General features: G+C 33.5%; 22 protein-coding genes and 4 pseudogenes. 9 read left to right on the top strand and 17 right to left on the bottom strand.

Annotated features, from left to right (window positions below):
- Positions 1–323: 323 nt before the first annotated feature.
- On the bottom strand, positions 324–1913 hold the full coding sequence (locus tag AC1MPL_RS11875; protein WP_479766248.1) for a hypothetical protein: 1590 nt from the start codon (positions 1911–1913) through the stop codon (positions 324–326).
- A gap of 19 nt (positions 1914–1932) precedes the next feature.
- Positions 1933–2016 (bottom strand): annotated as a pseudogene (locus tag AC1MPL_RS11870) (BrnA antitoxin family protein); the annotation flags it as partial.
- A 41-nt stretch (positions 2017–2057) separates the two neighbouring features.
- Here AC1MPL_RS11870 and AC1MPL_RS11865 point away from each other — a divergent pair.
- Positions 2058–2795 carry a hypothetical protein gene (locus AC1MPL_RS11865; protein ID WP_479766247.1) on the top strand — a complete coding sequence of 246 codons (738 nt, stop codon included), beginning with the start codon at positions 2058–2060 and terminating at the stop codon, positions 2793–2795.
- A gap of 473 nt (positions 2796–3268) precedes the next feature.
- Here the strand turns inward: AC1MPL_RS11865 and AC1MPL_RS11860 are convergent, their stop codons facing one another.
- Positions 3269–3385, bottom strand: a complete 117-nt coding sequence (locus AC1MPL_RS11860; RefSeq protein WP_479766246.1) for a DUF29 family protein — start codon at positions 3383–3385, stop codon at positions 3269–3271.
- A 274-nt stretch (positions 3386–3659) separates the two neighbouring features.
- The gene (locus AC1MPL_RS11855; protein ID WP_479766245.1) at positions 3660–3824 is read right to left on the bottom strand and encodes a helix-turn-helix domain-containing protein; all 165 of its coding nucleotides are present in this window, start codon (positions 3822–3824) and stop codon (positions 3660–3662) included.
- Positions 3825–4622: 798 nt separating this feature from the next.
- On the opposite strand from AC1MPL_RS11855, the gene AC1MPL_RS11850 reads away from it, so the two are divergent.
- From AC1MPL_RS11850 to AC1MPL_RS11840, 3 genes and pseudogenes are all read left to right on the top strand, one after another.
- Positions 4623–4883 carry a HigA family addiction module antitoxin gene (locus tag AC1MPL_RS11850; RefSeq protein ID WP_479766244.1) on the top strand — a complete coding sequence of 87 codons (261 nt, stop codon included), beginning with the start codon at positions 4623–4625 and terminating at the stop codon, positions 4881–4883.
- A gap of 221 nt (positions 4884–5104) precedes the next feature.
- Positions 5105–5170 (top strand): annotated as a pseudogene (locus AC1MPL_RS11845) (Txe/YoeB family addiction module toxin); the annotation flags it as partial.
- 12 nt (positions 5171–5182) lie between these two features.
- Positions 5183–5425 carry an antitoxin HicB gene (locus AC1MPL_RS11840; RefSeq protein ID WP_479766243.1) on the top strand — a complete coding sequence of 81 codons (243 nt, stop codon included), beginning with the start codon at positions 5183–5185 and terminating at the stop codon, positions 5423–5425.
- 21 nt (positions 5426–5446) lie between these two features.
- On the opposite strand, the gene AC1MPL_RS11835 is transcribed toward AC1MPL_RS11840, so the two are convergent.
- Positions 5447–5728, bottom strand: coding sequence for a type II toxin-antitoxin system RelB/DinJ family antitoxin (locus tag AC1MPL_RS11835; protein ID WP_479766242.1), 282 nt, complete (start codon positions 5726–5728; stop codon positions 5447–5449).
- Between the two features lie 31 nt (positions 5729–5759).
- Positions 5760–6671, bottom strand: coding sequence for a replication initiation protein RepM (gene repM / locus AC1MPL_RS11830; RefSeq protein ID WP_479766241.1), 912 nt, complete (start codon positions 6669–6671; stop codon positions 5760–5762).
- Between the two features lie 2335 nt (positions 6672–9006).
- Between repM (AC1MPL_RS11830) and AC1MPL_RS11825 the strand changes: the two genes are divergently transcribed.
- Positions 9007–9990: a hypothetical protein gene (locus AC1MPL_RS11825; protein ID WP_479766240.1), complete on the top strand. Its 984-nt coding sequence runs from the start codon at positions 9007–9009 to the stop codon at positions 9988–9990.
- A gap of 18 nt (positions 9991–10008) precedes the next feature.
- Here AC1MPL_RS11825 and AC1MPL_RS11820 read toward each other — a convergent pair whose 3' ends face one another.
- The 7 genes and pseudogenes from AC1MPL_RS11820 to AC1MPL_RS11790 all read right to left on the bottom strand — a co-directional run.
- Complete coding sequence (locus AC1MPL_RS11820; RefSeq protein ID WP_479766239.1) at positions 10009–10206, bottom strand: antitoxin HicB; 198 nt, start codon at positions 10204–10206, stop codon at positions 10009–10011.
- Positions 10207–10464, bottom strand: a complete 258-nt coding sequence (locus AC1MPL_RS11815; protein ID WP_479766238.1) for a Txe/YoeB family addiction module toxin — start codon at positions 10462–10464, stop codon at positions 10207–10209.
- On the bottom strand, positions 10461–10715 hold the full coding sequence (locus tag AC1MPL_RS11810; protein WP_479766237.1) for a type II toxin-antitoxin system Phd/YefM family antitoxin: 255 nt from the start codon (positions 10713–10715) through the stop codon (positions 10461–10463). Before AC1MPL_RS11810 ends, AC1MPL_RS11815 begins: the two co-directional genes overlap by 4 nt.
- Before the next feature lie 89 nt (positions 10716–10804).
- Positions 10805–11107: a helix-turn-helix domain-containing protein gene (locus AC1MPL_RS11805; RefSeq protein ID WP_479766250.1), complete on the bottom strand. Its 303-nt coding sequence runs from the start codon at positions 11105–11107 to the stop codon at positions 10805–10807.
- A complete protein-coding gene (locus tag AC1MPL_RS11800; RefSeq protein ID WP_479766249.1) occupies positions 11100–11456 on the bottom strand; it encodes a type II toxin-antitoxin system RelE/ParE family toxin in 357 nt (118 codons plus the stop codon). The genes AC1MPL_RS11805 and AC1MPL_RS11800 overlap by 8 nt, the downstream gene beginning before the upstream one ends.
- Positions 11457–11828: 372 nt before the next feature.
- Positions 11829–13418, bottom strand: a complete 1590-nt coding sequence (locus AC1MPL_RS11795; protein ID WP_479766248.1) for a hypothetical protein — start codon at positions 13416–13418, stop codon at positions 11829–11831.
- A gap of 19 nt (positions 13419–13437) precedes the next feature.
- Positions 13438–13521: pseudogene (locus AC1MPL_RS11790) on the bottom strand (BrnA antitoxin family protein); the annotation flags it as partial.
- A 41-nt stretch (positions 13522–13562) separates the two neighbouring features.
- On the opposite strand from AC1MPL_RS11790, the gene AC1MPL_RS11785 reads away from it, so the two are divergent.
- Positions 13563–14300, top strand: a complete 738-nt coding sequence (locus AC1MPL_RS11785) for a hypothetical protein (RefSeq protein WP_479766247.1) — start codon at positions 13563–13565, stop codon at positions 14298–14300.
- A gap of 473 nt (positions 14301–14773) precedes the next feature.
- On the opposite strand, the gene AC1MPL_RS11780 is transcribed toward AC1MPL_RS11785, so the two are convergent.
- The gene (locus AC1MPL_RS11780) at positions 14774–14890 is read right to left on the bottom strand and encodes a DUF29 family protein (RefSeq protein WP_479766246.1); all 117 of its coding nucleotides are present in this window, start codon (positions 14888–14890) and stop codon (positions 14774–14776) included.
- A gap of 274 nt (positions 14891–15164) precedes the next feature.
- Positions 15165–15329 carry a helix-turn-helix domain-containing protein gene (locus AC1MPL_RS11775; RefSeq protein WP_479766245.1) on the bottom strand — a complete coding sequence of 55 codons (165 nt, stop codon included), beginning with the start codon at positions 15327–15329 and terminating at the stop codon, positions 15165–15167.
- A 798-nt stretch (positions 15330–16127) separates the two neighbouring features.
- Here AC1MPL_RS11775 and AC1MPL_RS11770 point away from each other — a divergent pair.
- The 3 genes and pseudogenes from AC1MPL_RS11770 (at position 16128) to AC1MPL_RS11760 (ending at position 16930) form a co-directional block, all read left to right on the top strand.
- On the top strand, positions 16128–16388 hold the full coding sequence (locus tag AC1MPL_RS11770; protein ID WP_479766244.1) for a HigA family addiction module antitoxin: 261 nt from the start codon (positions 16128–16130) through the stop codon (positions 16386–16388).
- Positions 16389–16609: 221 nt separating this feature from the next.
- Positions 16610–16675, top strand: a pseudogene (locus AC1MPL_RS11765) (Txe/YoeB family addiction module toxin); the annotation flags it as partial.
- 12 nt (positions 16676–16687) lie between these two features.
- Positions 16688–16930: an antitoxin HicB gene (locus AC1MPL_RS11760; protein WP_479766243.1), complete on the top strand. Its 243-nt coding sequence runs from the start codon at positions 16688–16690 to the stop codon at positions 16928–16930.
- Between the two features lie 21 nt (positions 16931–16951).
- On the opposite strand, the gene AC1MPL_RS11755 is transcribed toward AC1MPL_RS11760, so the two are convergent.
- Complete coding sequence (locus AC1MPL_RS11755) at positions 16952–17233, bottom strand: type II toxin-antitoxin system RelB/DinJ family antitoxin (protein WP_479766242.1); 282 nt, start codon at positions 17231–17233, stop codon at positions 16952–16954.
- Between the two features lie 31 nt (positions 17234–17264).
- Positions 17265–18176 carry a replication initiation protein RepM gene (gene repM, locus AC1MPL_RS11750; protein ID WP_479766241.1) on the bottom strand — a complete coding sequence of 304 codons (912 nt, stop codon included), beginning with the start codon at positions 18174–18176 and terminating at the stop codon, positions 17265–17267.
- Positions 18177–19783 lie beyond the last annotated feature (1607 nt).

Below are 19783 nucleotides of genomic sequence, written 5' to 3'. Positions count from 1 at the left end.
TAGCTTTCAACATTTCACTTGGTTTAGTCCTCAATTTTATCCGCAGAAAATGTGGATAATTTCTGAAATAAAAGAATTGAAAAACCAAGATAAAATAATAAATCGCGTGTTTTTTAACCTATTTTACTGGCAATAAGTTCCAAAACCGCTTAAAAAAAAGCCAACATATTTCCATGCTGGCTTTTTTGTTCTTTTGTGCGTTATGTAAAATATTTAAGTCACTGATTACGAATAACTTTATGGAGTTTAGTTCGCATAAGTGCAATTATGTTAAGTCGATAAAAAAACATCTGAATTTCAGGTTTTTTTATCTAATTCTTGCGTTATGCCAGTTCTTTATCGTGAGCTTCTTGCTTTAAAAATACTGCTTCAATTTCATTTAGCAGATTCGTCATTTGTTCAAGAAGGTTGTCAAAAGCTGCAATAAGTTTATCGTCTTCAATTCCTAAGCGTGCAATCGTAGTTTCATATTTTGTTCCACGTCTATGGGCTACTCCAGTTGAACGTACTCCTTGTAATCCACCCAAGAAGGTTGCGACATCAAACGTAACTCCCCCCTTATACAGGAACTCAGTTAAAAGCTTAATTGATCCATTATTTTCTATTGAAACAAGTTTTTTAAGTTTTTCAACATTAATAGAATCTATCGTTATTTTTACTAGAGATAATATTTGAGAGTCGAATTCTGACTGCTCATTTTTAGTCAATGAATGTAGTGTATTAAAACAATGATAATCAGCTTGATTTAGGGATAAAAAAAGTTTCCATCCTTTAGACTTTAGCCACTTTTCTTGAAATTGGTTAAAAACAAACTTAAAAACAAGATCAGGACTCTCAGCATCTGACCATGTTCCAAGCATACTTCTTTCAAAGTATGTTTTGCTCATATTTCGTCCTTCTGGAGATATATTGAAGCTTTTCCAGTAGATCTGTTCTGAGTGAGGTAAATCTCTTCCTAGATCACCTAAAAACACACAAACATGCCCTGAAGAATTATTATCAAAACGTAAATTCCAATAGCCATGTTTGTAAATAGAACTATCTTTTACTTCATATTCATTTGATGAGGAGTAATACTTTTGAAGTACTGTCTTATCAAAATAGACAGGAGTTAGGTAATGTGGAGAACCTGTGTTTTTTCCAAAGTAGTCCGATAGCATGGAAGGATCACAGGTGTGAACTATTTTATCATGAGAATCTCCATCAATAATAAAAGACTCAAAATTTTTTTCATTCAATGGGTTGTAGTGTTTTTCCTCTCTAGGTAAGCAATGAAATAATTTTTTTCCTAACACTCTGGTAAATATTTTATAACCATCTACATAGGAACGATCCCAAAATCTAGTGTAAGAAATAAACCCCTCATTTACATGCTCATCTGTAAGACTTTCATCTGTAATTTTATGTCTAGTGTTCTCAAAAAATAAGAGAAGATTCATTTGTCGAGCTGACATGAAAGCTGTTAAAAATGACTTCCGTATTAGAATCTCATTATCTGAATATTTAATGACTTCAATTTCTACTCCATTGTCATCATCAACGATATATTTATTATTAGGTTTATCATTATACAGATTAAAATATAGTACTAATTCTTGCAGTATTTCCCAATAAGGCTTCCTAGTACCATGAAATGTCCTATAAATTACAAGAGGAAGTAAAGCAGTGGTGGTTGGCTCATACCAAATATTATCACCACAAGTGGCGATTGATGGTCCCCCATCTTCCCTACTTAAATCCCATCCATACTTTTTCATTGCTTCACTAGTGTCTTCAGGTGGAATGAGGCAAGAAAAAAGTGAACCATCCTCAGATTTATCTTCTTTATTTAAATTTTTATAGAGTGGAACCCAAATGGATTCTCCTAATTTATTCTTTACAAAGTCTATAAAATCATCCATATCGACAAGCATTTTATTTCTTACTCCATTTTTATTGATGATTTTTTAACTCTTTAAGCATAGCATCTCGCAGAATTTTATTCATGCGAGTCTGATAGCCTTTGCCTTGCGCTTTTAACCTTTATAATTATGTTAGTCAAATCAGTTGCATAAATTATGATAGAAAAGAAATTACGTAGTTTTAGAAAGATTATTCGAGATCGAAAGAGCAGTGTTACTAGTCAGTTAATTCAGAATCATTATGCTGAGATATGTATCATTTGTGGTGATACGAAAGATTTAACAAAAGAACATGTGATCCCCAAATGGGTATTCAAAAATGATCAAAAAAAGACTTTTATACAAACTTTAAATGAGGTTAGCCAGACATATTCGAAAACTACAGTTTTTGCATGTAAGTATTGTAATAATGAACTTCTCTCTAGTTTAGAAACATACATTCAACAATTATTTAATTCAGTCGATCTTAGTGAAGATTTTTTTGATGATAATCAACTTGATAAATTAATTCTTTGGTTAGAAATTATTGATTATAAATTACAGATACTTGATTTAAGGAGAAAATTTAACAAGTCTCCCAAAGGTTCTTATATTCCCTATTTAGCAAATATTCCAGTTGCAATTCTTCAAAGGGACATTTCACCAACTTGGATCTTTAGAGGTCTGAGTAAAGCTTATAAAAGGCTTGGTGTGAAAAAGAAAAATTTTAAAGAGTCACTCTTAGTCTTTAAAACTAAAAATCCAGATTTCCATTTTTTTAATCGTAATCATGATTTTATTTTTTTAGAACTGCCTGAGTATGAGAAAGCTTTATTTCTGTTCTTAAGAGAGCGATTTGATGAACATAAAGATGCTCACGATAAAGCTATGGAAATTATGAAAAAAGTGTATTAACTATCAACGTCTTAGTTTAGTTTCCATAAAATTAACATAATGGATTTTTATGCGAAGTTTATTTAAATTTAATATTTTAAATCAATAACTTAACTAAAAAATAAAACCCAAAAACATCAAAAAAGCGGACTTAGACACAAATCGACTGCTTTTTAAGCAAATTTATCACTTTTAGCCAATAAGATTAGCGACAGGACGCGAGGGATGGCAGGAGTTGACCCTAGTACCAAATACGAAAAACCCCGACATCCAGTCGGGTTTTTTTATTTCTAAGCAGTATTGCTATGACAAAAGAGCATGCCAAGCACTTGTTAAATTATAAGAGTATCGGCCAATTAAGAAAATTATTAATGCAGCCAGAAATTTTCCTCCAGCTGAAAAGAAAAACGTAACCCAATTTGCTTTAATATATAAAAGATAGTAACTAATCGTGCTTACAATGCTAGATCCTTGCTTTTCATAAAACATAGTTTCTAATTTTTTATAAGAAAAATATGCTCTAAGTCTAGTAGATCAAACCGACCCTCACGTAAAAACGTAGCTTGTTGGTTTGCCCATGCGATAATGTCTTGATCATATGTAATGCTCATACTTTACCCTTTTGAAATAATCTATCTGTATCCAACTCTAGCTAAAAACGGAGCTAGTTGCTTTTGGTCTTTAAGCATTGAACGTAATCGAGCAATGAATGGTTTCATATCTTCGCCCGCATGTGCCATTTTTTACACTTCTGATAGCTCTTTTTATGGAACTGAAAGAAATCTAGTAGAAGTTCTAGCAAAAGATAATGTAGTAAAAGGTTATGTTATTCATTTAACTGCATATTCTTATTTTACTTGGACATAACCTATCTATATTCTGCAACTAAGCTAAACTTATATTAACTTTTTTCCCAAGTACTGATGCTGCACTTGCTAGTGTTGTAAGCGTTAAACTTGTATCTGAATCATCTAGGAGTCTATTCAGTGATGAACGGCTAGTGTGCATCTTACTCGCCATCACTGTTTTTGATATTTTTTGATCTTTCATTGCTTTTGATATTTGCTATGCTAAAACTCTCTTGATGGCAACCGCAGTTGATTCTTCTAATAGTCCATCTTCCTCTAAAAAGTCATCAAAATTATTCCCTAGATGAATATTTTTGTTAGTCATGGCGTATCCTCATACTTTTATTTGCTAATAGTATCATTTTTGGTACGTTAAACTAAGTGGATTACAACCTAAATTATCCAGCTTGAGTAAGAGTAGTTATTGATTTTGCATCTACCTATAAAAGATGAATTTTCAACTTAAAAATAATATTAAATATTTGATATAAAAAATATTTTTAATCAATATCACTATAAATTCCCATATTTAAATTTACTATCTCATCTTTAGTTTTATTTTTAATATATGGACTAAATGTACAAATGAATACATAAAATTTACTGTATAGCTGTAACACAGGATTTGTATGCATATAACAATCGAAAGTACAAATTCGTGTACATTTACTCGTCATATTTATCTTACTTAACCAAAAAAAAACCAAAAAATAGGTAAATATATGGACTAAATGTACAAACCTAACAATATTAGTAACAGTATCAACAATGCCTGAAAATGCTTTCGATTGATCTGCATCAAGCCAAGATAATGATGGAAACTCAGTACATAGCCCTAAGAAAAGCTAATGTGAATGGTGCAAATTCTAAAGGGGGAAAAGCACGATCTGCACAGTACAGTGATATACGTCAGGAAGCGTTAAAATTGCATATAATTTTTATTCCCAATTTTTTATAAATTTTTTTGTCAGGATTGTCATTACATTAAGAGAGGTGAATCATGTCGCAAATGTTTAATCCACCACATCCCGCAGAAATCTTGCGAGAAGATATTTTACCATCGTTGGCTTTAACTGTAACAGATGCAGCCAAACAGCTTGGGGTTTCTCGTGCTGTATTATCACGGGTACTGAATGAAAAAGCAGCTATATCACCTGAAATGGCATTACGCATTGAAGCATGGCTAGGCGTTGAACGTGGTGGGCGAGCTGATCTGTGGTTACAGATGCAAGCTAAGTATGATATATGTCAGAGAGATTGACATCCTCCCTGACCTAAAGGATGGCATTTTACGGCTAAAATGATAAAGCTTAAAAAGGATGGGGTTTTATATATCACTATAAATTCCCATATTTGAATTTTATGGGTGGTACAGTAAAATAACTAAAAATATTTACAGGCTCTTTGAACTCCCGCCTTTCAAGATTGTATCTATAAACTTTCATGCCAAAGCCTAGTATCCTTAGCGAGTGAGCTCCAAATAGACTTGTTTATGAGGTTTTAGATCAACAAATCATGATTCTGTCTTGCCGTTATCACTATGATTAATTGAGGTTTTAAATGCATGGCAAACAATATACCTATCATGTTATATGGTCCGCAGAAGATAATGAATATGTTGGACTATGTGCTGAGTTTTCATCATTATCTTGGCTTGATGCAGATCAATCGAAAGCATTTTCAGGCATTGTTGATACTGTTACTAATGTTGTTGATGATATGATTTGTAATAATGAAAGAATACCAGTATCAATTTCAAAAAATTGTCTACGTGATGAGATACCATATTTTCAGGATAAGTAAGATAGATATAACTCGGAACAATTAGTACCCACCGTCATCATTTAAAAATTCTTGAGCTGATTTTGTATTGGAAACTTTTATATTGGGGATATTGTTGCTAAGTGCTATGAACTGTGATTGATTCAAACTATCATCACTTATTTGATTGCCTACAGGTATTTGACCTGTTCGAGCAATTTCTGCCATGACTATACTAAAAACATAAGCAGGGGTTAGCCCAAGATTTTTAATAATATACTCTGCTGACTCAGAAATAGCTTCATCAACAGAATATTGAACGCTTTTTTGAATTAGTCTCGACATTTAATAACCTCCATAAATTTTATGCCGTAATTTAAGCATTAAATCCCGCTTTTACTAAATGTGCTGAAAGTTCTTTAATTTTTTCAGGTTGTAAAAGCATTTCAGCAATGCGAGAAGCAAACTGCTCATAGCTTTCAGTACCCTCAGAATATTTGCTCATCTCAGGCATTTCAGACAATTTACTAGCAAAAAAATGACGCTGTTTATCAGTCATATTTTGATCACGATTTACGTCTTTGACTTCTTTTTTATTTTGTTTCTTTTGTTTGAATTTGAATGAAAATCCTGTGATAACTCGCCCTTTTTTATGTTGTTCGTAAGAAGCTATAATGTCTGTATGCTCATTAATCTGTTTTATTGCTAGTTCTAAAACACCTTTTTTAAATATATCCATTCTTTGATATTCAGTATCTAAAACCCCGATTCGTTTTCTAAATTCCGCAAGCTCAATAATTGGGGTTTTTTGTGTGCTGCGCCAACAAATCAATAATTCATACATACGAACAGCATAAGCACTCGACAAGCTACTAATCTGCTCAATATCATATTTTGTGAATTGCTCCTCAAGTCTAGTAATCAAGGGAACAACAGCCGGAGCAAAAATTATTTTTACGATGGCTTCTTTGTCAACATATATGATTTCGCTAACCCACCGTGAACAATGGTTTTGCTCGTTGCCTTTTTCACTCTTTGATTGATAACTAAATTGCCTTGCAAATAGATCTTTGCAAGCACTTTTGAGAACTTTATATGCAGTACTTCTGTCAACTTTAAATTGAGAGATATAGCTCTCAGCATGAACTGTAAGAGGGTCATTTGCATTAATGCCTTTTCCAGACTCTCTAGCTTCAAGAATAGCTAAAAGAATCAAGCGTTGTTCTGCAAGCGCCAAATTATAACTAGCATTTATTAAAGCGTTATCTTTTACAATTAGGTCACTCATGTCAGCAATAAACCACATATATATTTTATTATGTTATAACACATAAACTGACAATAAAACATATAAATATTTTTTGGTGGTTTATAGAGGCATAAACGGTGGTATATGCTGTATAATTAACATTGTCTAGCAATGATTTTAGGAAGCCTAAAAGCATTTTTTTAAATCAAAAGAGAAAATAAACATAAAAACTATAACTAGCGTTCATTAAAGCATCATCTTTTAAAATATATTACTCAAAAACCAGCAATAAACCACACATTTTTTTATTGGTGGTTTATAGAGGCATAAACGGTGGTTTATAGAGGCATAAACGGTGGTTTATAGAGGCATAAACGGTGGTTTATAGAGGCATAAACGGTGGTTTATAGTCGCTATAGCCCTTTATTAGTAATGCTTTTACGTATTCTAAAAGCATTTAAAAGCATTTAAAAACATTAAAAGCCCAAAAAGCTTAAAATCAAAGGCAAAATCAAGAGCAAAAAAAGCTATGGCACTTCGCTTCGCTCGTGTCATTTTTAAGAGCAAAAGCAAAAACTCATGACGCTCGTAGGCACTCGCTAAAAAAACTCAGTGGAACTTTGCAATGAAAAGCAAAAGCGTAATCGGAGAGGGATATTACAAAATCAGATTTCTGTTGATCGCTTCGCTCTATTAATTCTTATTTGAACTCTAATTTTAAGATCAAAATCTTTATACAAAAGCAAAAGCACTTAGATTACATCTGTAAACATGCTCTAAATGCTCATATAATGCGTTATATGGTGCTTATTTTGTTTTTTTGGTAGTTAGATACTCTTAGCTATTTTAAATAGCTAAAATCACAATTTAGCAATATTTTCTATTTTTAGAATTTAGAAAGGTACGGCAGTCGCTTAAGAGCGAACTGCCGATGCTTGAGTTTAAAGTGCGCTCAACACTTACTTTTACGCAGTAAACGAGTTTATCGTGTGTCTGTCACGCTCAATTATTTTTAGAATTGAAACTACGAAAGCAAATCATGCAAGCACAAGACTGTGATGCCGTATTTTTCTTTCTATTCATTGAAATTCGCTTAGTTCCAATTTTGTTCGAGTGACCAAACTTGAACAGTTGGAACATAGTGATGACCAAATCACTTTAGCTTGTTTTTCGCTTTTTTTGATAACAACATAAAACCGACTTAGATTTTCGATAACAGTATCACTCCCTTTACCTGACTGCATTGCCAATGCAGTCAGAGTTCGCAATGTGTTTTAGCAAAAACAACTTGCCCCGACTTCACCAAAAAATTGGTTTATACGGTCTACTGATCCTCTCTCCCTCTCTTGATCTAGCCTTTGCCGTGACAGCAACGACCAAGAGGTTCCCAAGTTAGATTTAACGATCTTAGCGATTAGAACGCCAATGCTCATTTGTCTGTCGACACTTCCATTTTCCCCACCACGCGGTTCCTTGAAAATTGGTGGATATGATCTAAAGACAAAATCAGAGCGTATGACTCTTAATCTACACCTGTCTGGGGTTTATGCTTCCCCATGTATACTGTTTGAGCTATCCGTTGACCCTTTTTGCTTGAAATGATCTTACTCAAAGGTGCCGCTGCGTCCAGATTTCTCCTCAGCTAGCCTGTAACATTGCTGTTACCTCAAACGCCATCAGTTGTGCCAATGAGCTGCGCTTTCCCTGCATATTTGCAAGTGCATTTAGCGCAACACATTGCCGTTTTTAACGAATCTTAACGTCCTGTCGATTCTCACGGTCATCGTTAAAACAGGGTTTCAATACAAAATCTGCATCTAGCTAGGCTATATTTAACCTAGCGACCACTTCACAATATTTCTATTGTTTATAGGCTCCCGTTTCCTTGTCGCCCAACCCCGTTTATTAATAAAAACGGATTGGATCGAAAAGGGTTATTTCAAACCCCTAGCGCCCATCAGATCGTACCGAACGGGATTTCTCCAGTAGTACGCTCAATCGGTCAGTTCAAAATGGCTCATAGTGAACTGTGCGCTATCAAAAAAAACATAGCTTTAAGAGCAGGCTGTCGCCTGCTCAAATCGCTAAGGAAATGGTCAGGCAGCTAGTCAGACTGTCTTTCAAACAATGAATACATACACTATAAACGATTAAAAACTAGGTGTAAATTTCGTCACCTAGGAACCACTTAATTGCACAATGACAATTTATGTCCATTAAGCCCTGAAAAACGGCTTTGCCGTTTTTATATGTGCCACAGGCACAAAAGCCTTATTTAATAAGGATTTTAACAGATTTGATTATTGCTTGATGACATGCTTAAATATTAAATATTGCTCAATGACACATTTTTCTATTGCTTGGTGACAATAAAATGATAAGTTTTAGTCCTAATTCTCGCTACACAGCGCAAAAAATTGCTGATAAAGTTGCTAATGGTGCATATTTTTATAGTCACTTTGCTGTTGAAAGTGATAACACGCTTTTTTCAGAAAACATCGAAGCTTTAATTCAAAAATTGACAGATAAGTATTTTCTTAATCTCACGCCACGCCAACGCACTTATCGTTTGAATACGAAAAAAGAGCCGATTGCTGATCTCATTGTGCAAAAGCGTAAAGCTGTTGATGCTGTAACCACTTTTGACTTTTATTTATTGATAACAACACCCGAAACACACAGCTATAACGATGAAAAAGAACGAGCAGAACAGCAAATCGTTAAACAGCGAATTAAAGAGCTTAAAGCCCCGATTGATCGAAAATTTGAGCAAAATCAAGTCGCATTAATACAGCATTATTTTAATGACCATGAAAAATTTAAGTTTGTGCTGACTAAACCATTTTTAAAACTAAAAATGGTTGGTACAGAAATAGAGCTTGTGCGTTTGTCACATTCGACTAAATCATCAGAGAAATATAATGCTAAAAAGTCGCCAAAAGGCTATACATGGACATGGCGTTACGATGAAATATCCGTTTCAAATATTAAGAAAATGTATATCAAACGTCTAAATGATTTAATTTCTAATCCTGATAAAAACATTGGTATGAAAGGTTTACATGATTTTTATAAAACTTTACGGTTTGCATCTGTTTTTAAAGGCACACGGCATCAAATCGGAAGGATATTCGTTGATATGTTGCGTTATCACAAGAATAAAACCACGCATGATTTTAAGAAAATGGACTATTACGTTGAGCTAAAACTGAATTATTTACCTCGACTAGAAACTTATGCAGATAGTTTTCGTGTATATGTGATTATGCGTTTACTTGACGAAGAACATAATAAAAAAGTGAAAAAAGAGGATGTTGCGAAGAATTTTAATCAATATGCGCAGGAAGTCATTTTATAGGTGTTAAAACGACATTGGTTATACTTTCTCATTATTTGCGAGCATATCCGTTATGACCTCAGCAACAAGATTAACGATACCTGAAAACGCTTTAGATTCTTCTGCATCAAGCCAAGATAATGATGGAAATTCTGTACATAAACCTAGATACTCATTATCTTCTGCGGACCATGTAACACTGTAAGTATATTGTTTACTATACATTTGAAACCTCAATTAATCATAGTGATAACGGCAAGACAGGATCATGATTTGTTGATCTAAAACTTCATAAACAAGTCTATTTGTTTTATCAATTCGTCTTGACCAACATCCGGATAAATTATGCTTGAGTGGTTCAGGTTTGCCTACACCCTCAAATGGTGTACGCATCACTTCTTTAATCAATAAATTAATTCGTTTTAATGTTTGTTTGTCGGTAGATTGCCAATTTAGGTAATCAGCCCAAGCTTCATCAGTCCAACTTAAAATCATTCTTCAATTAACTCATGTTGATGAGTTTTTCCCACCTTAGCTTGTGCAATAGATTTCATCAAATGCGCTGCATTTGCTGGGTTACTCATCAAATATGCTGTTTCTTCATAGGCATTGAAATCATCTAGGCTTATCAGCACCGCAGTTTGGTTGTTTTGTCGAGTAACAAGCACAGGTGAATGATCGTCTATCACCGCATCTAATGTATTTGATAAGTTCTTTCTGAGATCAGAATAAGTAACAACTTTCATTTATGCACCTAATCTAAGTACCAATTTAAGTACCAATATTAGTACATTAATTTAATTTTCGCAATTAAGTCTACAAAATGAACTCTCGTTTAAACATTAAATCCTATGTGCTTTCCAGTGGGGAGTTCTACGTCTATGCGAAGTTTTCCACCCATTGCTTCAATGTATTTTTTCATCGTTGAAATCTTTAGATCATTACCACGATTTTCAATCGCAGATAAAGAAGGCTGTTTGATTCCAAGCATTTCCGCAAGTTCTTTTTGGGAGATTTCTAATTCTTCTCGAATTAAAGCCAGTTGATTCTCAAGAAATAGCTCATCAGCCATATGCTTGATACGAGTTTGGCTTTCTGGAGAACGATTTGCCAATAACTCTTGTAGCGTTTTAGCCATTAGATTGATTTCCTAATGTTGAAAGGTGAAGTTTGTATTGTTCATCTGCAATATCAAGCATATCTTTATAAAAACGCTTTTTACTGCCTTTATCGCCAATACAAAGCACAATAGCCTGTCTTAGTGGGTCAAATGCAAAAAATGCTCTCAATGGTCTGCCTCGATGCTGTATACGCAGTTCTTTCATATTGGTAAATTTAGAGTCATATACAGTATCAACCAAAGGACGCCCTAAACTTGGTCCATGTTTCTCTAAAACAAGTAATCCCGCTAAGATCTTTTCTTGAGTTGCCTCATCTTGTTGTTCAAACCATTCATTAAATAGATCTGTCGTGATGACTGTCCACATATCACAACCAAAATATAGATTACAGTCTATATAATAAGAAGGAATTACTTAGCTTTCAACATTTCACTTGGTTTAGTCCTCAATTTTATCCGCAGAAAATGTGGATAATTTCTGAAATAAAAGAATTGAAAAACCAAGATAAAATAATAAATCGCGTGTTTTTTAACCTATTTTACTGGCAATAAGTTCCAAAACCGCTTAAAAAAAAGCCAACATATTTCCATGCTGGCTTTTTTGTTCTTTTGTGCGTTATGTAAAATATTTAAGTCACTGATTACGAATAACTTTATGGAGTTTAGTTCGCATAAGTGCAATTATGTTAAGTCGATAAAAAAACATCTGAATTTCAGGTTTTTTTATCTAATTCTTGCGTTATGCCAGTTCTTTATCGTGAGCTTCTTGCTTTAAAAATACTGCTTCAATTTCATTTAGCAGATTCGTCATTTGTTCAAGAAGGTTGTCAAAAGCTGCAATAAGTTTATCGTCTTCAATTCCTAAGCGTGCAATCGTAGTTTCATATTTTGTTCCACGTCTATGGGCTACTCCAGTTGAACGTACTCCTTGTAATCCACCCAAGAAGGTTGCGACATCAAACGTAACTCCCCCCTTATACAGGAACTCAGTTAAAAGCTTAATTGATCCATTATTTTCTATTGAAACAAGTTTTTTAAGTTTTTCAACATTAATAGAATCTATCGTTATTTTTACTAGAGATAATATTTGAGAGTCGAATTCTGACTGCTCATTTTTAGTCAATGAATGTAGTGTATTAAAACAATGATAATCAGCTTGATTTAGGGATAAAAAAAGTTTCCATCCTTTAGACTTTAGCCACTTTTCTTGAAATTGGTTAAAAACAAACTTAAAAACAAGATCAGGACTCTCAGCATCTGACCATGTTCCAAGCATACTTCTTTCAAAGTATGTTTTGCTCATATTTCGTCCTTCTGGAGATATATTGAAGCTTTTCCAGTAGATCTGTTCTGAGTGAGGTAAATCTCTTCCTAGATCACCTAAAAACACACAAACATGCCCTGAAGAATTATTATCAAAACGTAAATTCCAATAGCCATGTTTGTAAATAGAACTATCTTTTACTTCATATTCATTTGATGAGGAGTAATACTTTTGAAGTACTGTCTTATCAAAATAGACAGGAGTTAGGTAATGTGGAGAACCTGTGTTTTTTCCAAAGTAGTCCGATAGCATGGAAGGATCACAGGTGTGAACTATTTTATCATGAGAATCTCCATCAATAATAAAAGACTCAAAATTTTTTTCATTCAATGGGTTGTAGTGTTTTTCCTCTCTAGGTAAGCAATGAAATAATTTTTTTCCTAACACTCTGGTAAATATTTTATAACCATCTACATAGGAACGATCCCAAAATCTAGTGTAAGAAATAAACCCCTCATTTACATGCTCATCTGTAAGACTTTCATCTGTAATTTTATGTCTAGTGTTCTCAAAAAATAAGAGAAGATTCATTTGTCGAGCTGACATGAAAGCTGTTAAAAATGACTTCCGTATTAGAATCTCATTATCTGAATATTTAATGACTTCAATTTCTACTCCATTGTCATCATCAACGATATATTTATTATTAGGTTTATCATTATACAGATTAAAATATAGTACTAATTCTTGCAGTATTTCCCAATAAGGCTTCCTAGTACCATGAAATGTCCTATAAATTACAAGAGGAAGTAAAGCAGTGGTGGTTGGCTCATACCAAATATTATCACCACAAGTGGCGATTGATGGTCCCCCATCTTCCCTACTTAAATCCCATCCATACTTTTTCATTGCTTCACTAGTGTCTTCAGGTGGAATGAGGCAAGAAAAAAGTGAACCATCCTCAGATTTATCTTCTTTATTTAAATTTTTATAGAGTGGAACCCAAATGGATTCTCCTAATTTATTCTTTACAAAGTCTATAAAATCATCCATATCGACAAGCATTTTATTTCTTACTCCATTTTTATTGATGATTTTTTAACTCTTTAAGCATAGCATCTCGCAGAATTTTATTCATGCGAGTCTGATAGCCTTTGCCTTGCGCTTTTAACCTTTATAATTATGTTAGTCAAATCAGTTGCATAAATTATGATAGAAAAGAAATTACGTAGTTTTAGAAAGATTATTCGAGATCGAAAGAGCAGTGTTACTAGTCAGTTAATTCAGAATCATTATGCTGAGATATGTATCATTTGTGGTGATACGAAAGATTTAACAAAAGAACATGTGATCCCCAAATGGGTATTCAAAAATGATCAAAAAAAGACTTTTATACAAACTTTAAATGAGGTTAGCCAGACATATTCGAAAACTACAGTTTTTGCATGTAAGTATTGTAATAATGAACTTCTCTCTAGTTTAGAAACATACATTCAACAATTATTTAATTCAGTCGATCTTAGTGAAGATTTTTTTGATGATAATCAACTTGATAAATTAATTCTTTGGTTAGAAATTATTGATTATAAATTACAGATACTTGATTTAAGGAGAAAATTTAACAAGTCTCCCAAAGGTTCTTATATTCCCTATTTAGCAAATATTCCAGTTGCAATTCTTCAAAGGGACATTTCACCAACTTGGATCTTTAGAGGTCTGAGTAAAGCTTATAAAAGGCTTGGTGTGAAAAAGAAAAATTTTAAAGAGTCACTCTTAGTCTTTAAAACTAAAAATCCAGATTTCCATTTTTTTAATCGTAATCATGATTTTATTTTTTTAGAACTGCCTGAGTATGAGAAAGCTTTATTTCTGTTCTTAAGAGAGCGATTTGATGAACATAAAGATGCTCACGATAAAGCTATGGAAATTATGAAAAAAGTGTATTAACTATCAACGTCTTAGTTTAGTTTCCATAAAATTAACATAATGGATTTTTATGCGAAGTTTATTTAAATTTAATATTTTAAATCAATAACTTAACTAAAAAATAAAACCCAAAAACATCAAAAAAGCGGACTTAGACACAAATCGACTGCTTTTTAAGCAAATTTATCACTTTTAGCCAATAAGATTAGCGACAGGACGCGAGGGATGGCAGGAGTTGACCCTAGTACCAAATACGAAAAACCCCGACATCCAGTCGGGTTTTTTTATTTCTAAGCAGTATTGCTATGACAAAAGAGCATGCCAAGCACTTGTTAAATTATAAGAGTATCGGCCAATTAAGAAAATTATTAATGCAGCCAGAAATTTTCCTCCAGCTGAAAAGAAAAACGTAACCCAATTTGCTTTAATATATAAAAGATAGTAACTAATCGTGCTTACAATGCTAGATCCTTGCTTTTCATAAAACATAGTTTCTAATTTTTTATAAGAAAAATATGCTCTAAGTCTAGTAGATCAAACCGACCCTCACGTAAAAACGTAGCTTGTTGGTTTGCCCATGCGATAATGTCTTGATCATATGTAATGCTCATACTTTACCCTTTTGAAATAATCTATCTGTATCCAACTCTAGCTAAAAACGGAGCTAGTTGCTTTTGGTCTTTAAGCATTGAACGTAATCGAGCAATGAATGGTTTCATATCTTCGCCCGCATGTGCCATTTTTTACACTTCTGATAGCTCTTTTTATGGAACTGAAAGAAATCTAGTAGAAGTTCTAGCAAAAGATAATGTAGTAAAAGGTTATGTTATTCATTTAACTGCATATTCTTATTTTACTTGGACATAACCTATCTATATTCTGCAACTAAGCTAAACTTATATTAACTTTTTTCCCAAGTACTGATGCTGCACTTGCTAGTGTTGTAAGCGTTAAACTTGTATCTGAATCATCTAGGAGTCTATTCAGTGATGAACGGCTAGTGTGCATCTTACTCGCCATCACTGTTTTTGATATTTTTTGATCTTTCATTGCTTTTGATATTTGCTATGCTAAAACTCTCTTGATGGCAACCGCAGTTGATTCTTCTAATAGTCCATCTTCCTCTAAAAAGTCATCAAAATTATTCCCTAGATGAATATTTTTGTTAGTCATGGCGTATCCTCATACTTTTATTTGCTAATAGTATCATTTTTGGTACGTTAAACTAAGTGGATTACAACCTAAATTATCCAGCTTGAGTAAGAGTAGTTATTGATTTTGCATCTACCTATAAAAGATGAATTTTCAACTTAAAAATAATATTAAATATTTGATATAAAAAATATTTTTAATCAATATCACTATAAATTCCCATATTTAAATTTACTATCTCATCTTTAGTTTTATTTTTAATATATGGACTAAATGTACAAATGAATACATAAAATTTACTGTATAGCTGTAACACAGGATTTGTATGCATATAACAATCGAAAGTACAAATTCGTGTACATTTACTCGTCATATTTATCTTACTTAACCAAAAAAAAACCAAAAAATAGGTAAATATATGGACTAAATGTACAAACCTAACAATATTAGTAACAGTATCAACAATGCCTGAAAATGCTTTCGATTGATCTGCATCAAGCCAAGATAATGATGGAAACTCAGTACATAGCCCTAAGAAAAGCTAATGTGAATGGTGCAAATTCTAAAGGGGGAAAAGCACGATCTGCACAGTACAGTGATATACGTCAGGAAGCGTTAAAATTGCATATAATTTTTATTCCCAATTTTTTATAAATTTTTTTGTCAGGATTGTCATTACATTAAGAGAGGTGAATCATGTCGCAAATGTTTAATCCACCACATCCCGCAGAAATCTTGCGAGAAGATATTTTACCATCGTTGGCTTTAACTGTAACAGATGCAGCCAAACAGCTTGGGGTTTCTCGTGCTGTATTATCACGGGTACTGAATGAAAAAGCAGCTATATCACCTGAAATGGCATTACGCATTGAAGCATGGCTAGGCGTTGAACGTGGTGGGCGAGCTGATCTGTGGTTACAGATGCAAGCTAAGTATGATATATGTCAGAGAGATTGACATCCTCCCTGACCTAAAGGATGGCATTTTACGGCTAAAATGATAAAGCTTAAAAAGGATGGGGTTTTATATATCACTATAAATTCCCATATTTGAATTTTATGGGTGGTACAGTAAAATAACTAAAAATATTTACAGGCTCTTTGAACTCCCGCCTTTCAAGATTGTATCTATAAACTTTCATGCCAAAGCCTAGTATCCTTAGCGAGTGAGCTCCAAATAGACTTGTTTATGAGGTTTTAGATCAACAAATCATGATTCTGTCTTGCCGTTATCACTATGATTAATTGAGGTTTTAAATGCATGGCAAACAATATACCTATCATGTTATATGGTCCGCAGAAGATAATGAATATGTTGGACTATGTGCTGAGTTTTCATCATTATCTTGGCTTGATGCAGATCAATCGAAAGCATTTTCAGGCATTGTTGATACTGTTACTAATGTTGTTGATGATATGATTTGTAATAATGAAAGAATACCAGTATCAATTTCAAAAAATTGTCTACGTGATGAGATACCATATTTTCAGGATAAGTAAGATAGATATAACTCGGAACAATTAGTACCCACCGTCATCATTTAAAAATTCTTGAGCTGATTTTGTATTGGAAACTTTTATATTGGGGATATTGTTGCTAAGTGCTATGAACTGTGATTGATTCAAACTATCATCACTTATTTGATTGCCTACAGGTATTTGACCTGTTCGAGCAATTTCTGCCATGACTATACTAAAAACATAAGCAGGGGTTAGCCCAAGATTTTTAATAATATACTCTGCTGACTCAGAAATAGCTTCATCAACAGAATATTGAACGCTTTTTTGAATTAGTCTCGACATTTAATAACCTCCATAAATTTTATGCCGTAATTTAAGCATTAAATCCCGCTTTTACTAAATGTGCTGAAAGTTCTTTAATTTTTTCAGGTTGTAAAAGCATTTCAGCAATGCGAGAAGCAAACTGCTCATAGCTTTCAGTACCCTCAGAATATTTGCTCATCTCAGGCATTTCAGACAATTTACTAGCAAAAAAATGACGCTGTTTATCAGTCATATTTTGATCACGATTTACGTCTTTGACTTCTTTTTTATTTTGTTTCTTTTGTTTGAATTTGAATGAAAATCCTGTGATAACTCGCCCTTTTTTATGTTGTTCGTAAGAAGCTATAATGTCTGTATGCTCATTAATCTGTTTTATTGCTAGTTCTAAAACACCTTTTTTAAATATATCCATTCTTTGATATTCAGTATCTAAAACCCCGATTCGTTTTCTAAATTCCGCAAGCTCAATAATTGGGGTTTTTTGTGTGCTGCGCCAACAAATCAATAATTCATACATACGAACAGCATAAGCACTCGACAAGCTACTAATCTGCTCAATATCATATTTTGTGAATTGCTCCTCAAGTCTAGTAATCAAGGGAACAACAGCCGGAGCAAAAATTATTTTTACGATGGCTTCTTTGTCAACATATATGATTTCGCTAACCCACCGTGAACAATGGTTTTGCTCGTTGCCTTTTTCACTCTTTGATTGATAACTAAATTGCCTTGCAAATAGATCTTTGCAAGCACTTTTGAGAACTTTATATGCAGTACTTCTGTCAACTTTAAATTGAGAGATATAGCTCTCAGCATGAACTGTAAGAGGGTCATTTGCATTAATGCCTTTTCCAGACTCTCTAGCTTCAAGAATAGCTAAAAGAATCAAGCGTTGTTCTGCAAGCGCCAAATTATAACTAGCATTTATTAAAGCGTTATCTTTTACAATTAGGTCACTCATGTCAGCAATAAACCACATATATATTTTATTATGTTATAACACATAAACTGACAATAAAACATATAAATATTTTTTGGTGGTTTATAGAGGCATAAACGGTGGTATATGCTGTATAATTAACATTGTCTAGCAATGATTTTAGGAAGCCTAAAAGCATTTTTTTAAATCAAAAGAGAAAATAAACATAAAAACTATAACTAGCGTTCATTAAAGCATCATCTTTTAAAATATATTACTCAAAAACCAGCAATAAACCACACATTTTTTTATTGGTGGTTTATAGAGGCATAAACGGTGGTTTATAGAGGCATAAACGGTGGTTTATAGAGGCATAAACGGTGGTTTATAGAGGCATAAACGGTGGTTTATAGTCGCTATAGCCCTTTATTAGTAATGCTTTTACGTATTCTAAAAGCATTTAAAAGCATTTAAAAACATTAAAAGCCCAAAAAGCTTAAAATCAAAGGCAAAATCAAGAGCAAAAAAAGCTATGGCACTTCGCTTCGCTCGTGTCATTTTTAAGAGCAAAAGCAAAAACTCATGACGCTCGTAGGCACTCGCTAAAAAAACTCAGTGGAACTTTGCAATGAAAAGCAAAAGCGTAATCGGAGAGGGATATTACAAAATCAGATTTCTGTTGATCGCTTCGCTCTATTAATTCTTATTTGAACTCTAATTTTAAGATCAAAATCTTTATACAAAAGCAAAAGCACTTAGATTACATCTGTAAACATGCTCTAAATGCTCATATAATGCGTTATATGGTGCTTATTTTGTTTTTTTGGTAGTTAGATACTCTTAGCTATTTTAAATAGCTAAAATCACAATTTAGCAATATTTTCTATTTTTAGAATTTAGAAAGGTACGGCAGTCGCTTAAGAGCGAACTGCCGATGCTTGAACCAAACTTGAACAGCTTTGGAACATAGTGATGACCAAATCACTTTAGCTTGTTTTTCGCTTTTTTTGATAACAACATAAAACCGACTTAGATTTTCGATAACAGTATCACTCCCTTTACCTGACTGCATTGCCAATGCAGTCAGAGTTCGCAATGTGTTTTAGCAAAAACAACTTGCCCCGACTTCACCAAAAAATTGGTTTATACGGTCTACTGATCCTCTCTCCCTCTCTTGATCTAGCCTTTGCCGTGACAGCAACGACCAAGAGGTTCCCAAGTTAGATTTAACGATCTTAGCGATTAGAACGCCAATGCTCATTTGTCTGTCGACACTTCCATTTTCCCCACCACGCGGTTCCTTGAAAATTGGTGGATATGATCTAAAGACAAAATCAGAGCGTATGACTCTTAATCTACACCTGTCTGGGGTTTATGCTTCCCCATGTATACTGTTTGAGCTATCCGTTGACCCTTTTTGCTTGAAATGATCTTACTCAAAGGTGCCGCTGCGTCCAGATTTCTCCTCAGCTAGCCTGTAACATTGCTGTTACCTCAAACGCCATCAGTTGTGCCAATGAGCTGCGCTTTCCCTGCATATTTGCAAGTGCATTTAGCGCAACACATTGCCGTTTTTAACGAATCTTAACGTCCTGTCGATTCTCACGGTCATCGTTAAAACAGGGTTTCAATACAAAATCTGCATCTAG

This window comes from Acinetobacter sp. N1-1 (assembly GCF_056711485.1).
This window is presented reverse-complemented; position numbering and strand designations above follow the sequence as displayed.